This is a genomic window from Thiocapsa sp., assembly GCF_011390875.1.
Lineage (GTDB): Bacteria > Pseudomonadota > Gammaproteobacteria > Chromatiales > Chromatiaceae > Thiocapsa.
The window spans coordinates 1-3,813 of sequence record NZ_JAABRP010000315.1; the positions used below are offsets into that span (position 1 = coordinate 1).

At 65.4% G+C, this 3,813-nt stretch carries 3 protein-coding genes; all 3 read left to right on the forward strand.

The window, feature by feature from the left end:
• Window positions 1-969: phospholipase D-like domain-containing protein (locus GPT33_RS17685; protein WP_296811689.1), on the forward strand; the 969-nt coding region annotated here is incomplete at its 5' end.
• A 171-nt stretch (window positions 970-1,140) separates the two neighbouring features.
• Window positions 1,141-2,124, forward strand: coding sequence for an MBL fold metallo-hydrolase (locus tag GPT33_RS17690; protein ID WP_296811691.1), 984 nt, complete (start codon window positions 1,141-1,143; stop codon window positions 2,122-2,124).
• Window positions 2,125-2,177: 53 nt separating this feature from the next.
• The coding region (locus GPT33_RS17695; protein WP_296811692.1) for an ABC transporter permease at window positions 2,178-3,813 on the forward strand (1,636 nt) is incomplete at its 3' end.

Sequence of the window (3,813 nt, forward strand, 5' to 3'; positions counted from 1 at the left end):
GATCTCGGCCGACTGCGCGATCCCAACCCCCTCTGGTCGGCGGCATGGCGACTCTGCTGCCAGTGGCTCGGCAACAGTAACCGTGGCTGGCTGCCCAATCCGGTGGGCGAAGAGGCGGTCACGCTGCGGACCTATCTGGCCTTGCTCAACCTCAAGGCCAATCACCGCAAGACACTCATAGCCGATGAAGGCGATGACTGGGTGGCCCTGGTGACGTCGGCCAATCCACACGACGCGAGCAGCGCCCATGTGAACACGGCTGTCGTGTTTCGCGGCCATGCGGCACTGGATCTCCTGGAAACCGAAACCTCCGTGATCCGCTTTTCCGCCGGGCCGGTTCCGTTCGAAATCCCGGCCGATCCAGAGGCGCCGTCGCAGGGTCGACTGCAGGCACGGATCATCACCGAAAGCCGAATCCGAAAGGCGGCACTCGACACGATCGAGAGCACGGCACGGGGGGATCGGCTCGATATCGCCATGTTCTACTTTTCCCACGAGACGCTGATCCAAGCCGTCAAAGACGCCGCCGGTCGAGGCGTCGATGTCCGAATCCTGCTCGACCCCAACCGGGATGCCTTCGGCCGGGAGAAGAGTGGAATCCCCAATCGTCAGACCGGGCGGCATTTCCACGATGCCGGAATCCCGGTGCGCTGGTGTCATACCACCGGGGAGCAATGTCACGCCAAGCAGCTTGTTCTGGAACGCGCCGATGGCCAGGCCGTACTCATGACGGGGTCGGCGAATTTCACCCGACGGAATCTGGACGACTTCAACCTGGAGACAAATGTCCTTGTCGTGGGTCCGGCGGATGATCCCTTTCTCCGCGCTGCGCTGACCTGGTTCGATCGGCGCTGGCGCAACGAACCGGGTTGGCAGGTTTCCGATCCTTACGCCACCTGGGAAGATCGCTCCGCGGTGCGGTCTCTTCAGGCATGGATCGGCGAGCATCTCGGCTGGTCCAGTTTCTAGTGCAGCACGGCAAATGTGTCGAGACCGTGAGCCTCAAGGACGGCTCTCGCCGCGCGAGACGGTCTCGGGCTCCCGGCCTGACCCAAGGCCTGAATCGCAACGGACTCGGGATGCTCCCTCGCCACGCCTGCTGTATAACGCCATTTTGGTTCACCGTGAGGATGCTTACCCATGCCGCTTGATCGAATCCCGCACGGGCTCTCATGGCCGATCGCCCTGCTCTCCTGCCTGATGCTCGCCCTCGCCTTTCCCGCCCTGGCCGAACGTGGCCCGGACCTGCCGGACTACCCGGCGGACCAGGTCGCTCCCGGTCTCTATGTGATCCACGGACCGGTGGACTATCCGACCCCCGAGAATCAGGGGTTCATGAACAACCCGGCCTTCCTGGTCACGGAGAGCGGCGTGATCGTCGTGGATCCGGGGTCGAGCGTCCAGACCGGGGAGATGGTCCTGCGCCAGATCCGCAAGGTGACCGACAAACCGCTGCTGGCGGTGCTGAACACGCACGTCCACGGGGACCATTGGCTCGGCAATCAGGCGATGCTGGCTGCCGCCCCGCAGGTTCCGATCTACGGACATCCCGAGATGTTGAAGCTGGTCGCCGAAGGTGCCGGCGAGGAGTGGGTCCAACGCATGATGAGCGCGACCGAAGGCGCCACCGAAGGGACGGTGGCGGAGGGTCCGACGCATGCGCTCGAGGGTGGCGAGACCCTTTCGATCGGAGGGCTTACTTTCAAGACCCACTATTTCCCGCACGTGCACAGCACCTCGGACCTGATGTTCGAGATCCCGGAGCTGGACGCGCTGTTCCTGGGCGACAACGCCTGCAACGGGCGCATCGTGCGCATGGACGACGGATCCTTCATCGGCAGCATCAATGCGTTGGATGGGGTCAAAGCCACGGTGACGGCGAGCGTGCTGATTCCGGGACGCGGCCAAACCGGCGGCTGGGAGATCGTCGATGCCTATCGCGAGTATCTGACCGGGGTCTACGACGGCGTCGCGGCCTTGTACGAGAGCGGCGGAAGCGACTTCGAGATGCGTCCGATCATCGCGGAGCAGCTTGCCCGCTTCAAGGACTGGCCGGGCTTCGAGGAGGAATTGGGCAAGCACGTCTCGCTCGCCTATCTGGAGGTCGAAGCGGACGCGTTCTGAGCGGATCGGAGACGCTCGGACCGTGTTTCCGATGGTGTCGCCGAGGTCGACCGATGCGAGCACTGCACACCAAGCTCCTGCGCGATCTCTTCGACCTCAAGGGACAGGTCGCCGCCATCGCGGTGGTGATCGCCGCGGGCGTGATGGTGCTGATCCTGTCCGTGACCACGCTCGATGCCCTGCGTCTGTCGCAGGCCCGGTTCTACGACGGCCATCACTTCGCCCATGTCTTTGCCGATCTCAAGCGCGCCCCGGAAGGGCTCGCGGCGCGTCTGCGCGAGATCCCGGGCGTCAACCAGGTCGAGACGCGGGTTCAGGCACCGGTACGCCTGGAGGTGGCGGGTTTCGACGAGCCGGTCCGCGGTCTGCTGCTCTCGATCCCGGACGGTCGTCAGCCGGGGCTGAATCGGCTGTATCTGCGCGAGGGCGCACTGCCCGAGCCGGACCGATCGGACCAGGTGGTGTTGAGCGAGCCGTTCGCCGAGGCGCAGGCACTGCGGGCGGGCGATCGGTTGGAGGCGATCATCAACGGCCGTCTCCAAACCCTGACCGTCAGCGGTGTGGCCCTGTCGCCCGAGTTCGTCTATCAGGTGGGGCCGGCGGACATCCTGCCGGACTACAAACGCTTTGCGGTCCTCTGGATGAACCGCCGAGCACTGGCCCACGCGATGGACATGGACGGTGCCTTCAACAGCGTCCTGCTCTCGCTCCAGTCCGGGGCCGACGCGGAGACGGTCATCGAGACCCTGGACCTGCATCTGGCCCGCTACGGCGGGATCGGGGCCATGGGCCGCGAGGACCAGATCTCGCATCGTTTCCTGTCCGAAGAGCTCGACCAGCTCCGCGTGATGGCCATCGTGCTCCCCGCCATCTTCCTCTCGGTCGCGGCCTTCCTGCTGAATCTACTGATGGGGCGGATCATCCAGACCCAGCGCCAGCAAGTCGCGATCCTCAAGGCATTCGGCTACGGCAACCGGGACATCGCCGCGCATTACGGCCTGCTGACCGGTCTCATCGTGGTCGTGGGATCGCTGCTCGGGATTGCCCTCGGCGCTTGGGCGGCGGAAGGGATGGCCGGGGTCTACGCCGAATACTATCGTTTCCCGGAAACGAGCTTCCGCCTCCAGCCTCGGATCGTTGCTCTAGCCCTTCTGGTTTCCGCCTGTGCCGCCGCATTGGGCACCGTTCGCGCCGTGGGCCGTGCGGTCGCGATGCCGCCCGCGGAGGCGATGCGTCCGCCCGCACCCCGGCGCTTTCATGCCTCCTGGCTCGAACGCTCCGCACTCGGTCGGCGACTGGACCAGCCGACCCGGATCATCCTGCGCAACCTCCTGCGCCATCGCACCAAGGCCCTGCTCTCGATGATCGGGATCGGGCTGTCCGGCGGACTCCTGCTCCTCGGGAGCTATCAGTTCGGCGCGGTCGACCACTTGCTCGACATCCAATACCGGCTGGTCATGAACATGGATGTCCATCTCAGCTTCACCGACCCCACACCCGAGCGCTCGCTGGCCGAGCTGCGCACCCTGCCCGGCGTGGCCTATGTGGAGGGCTATCGCAGCGTGCCGGTGCGCCTGATCAACGGGACCCGAGACTACCGCACCAGCATTCAAGGCATGGAGCCGGAGCCGCGTCTGCGCGGGTTGCTCGACGCCGACCATCGTCCGATCCGCCTGCCGCCCGAGGGTC

What these genes read in the sequence shown, in the direction of transcription:
- GPT33_RS17690 (WP_296811691.1), top strand. Translation starts at nt 1,141, where the DNA reads ATGCCGCTTGATCGAATCCCGCACGGGCTCTCATGGCCGATCGCCCTG.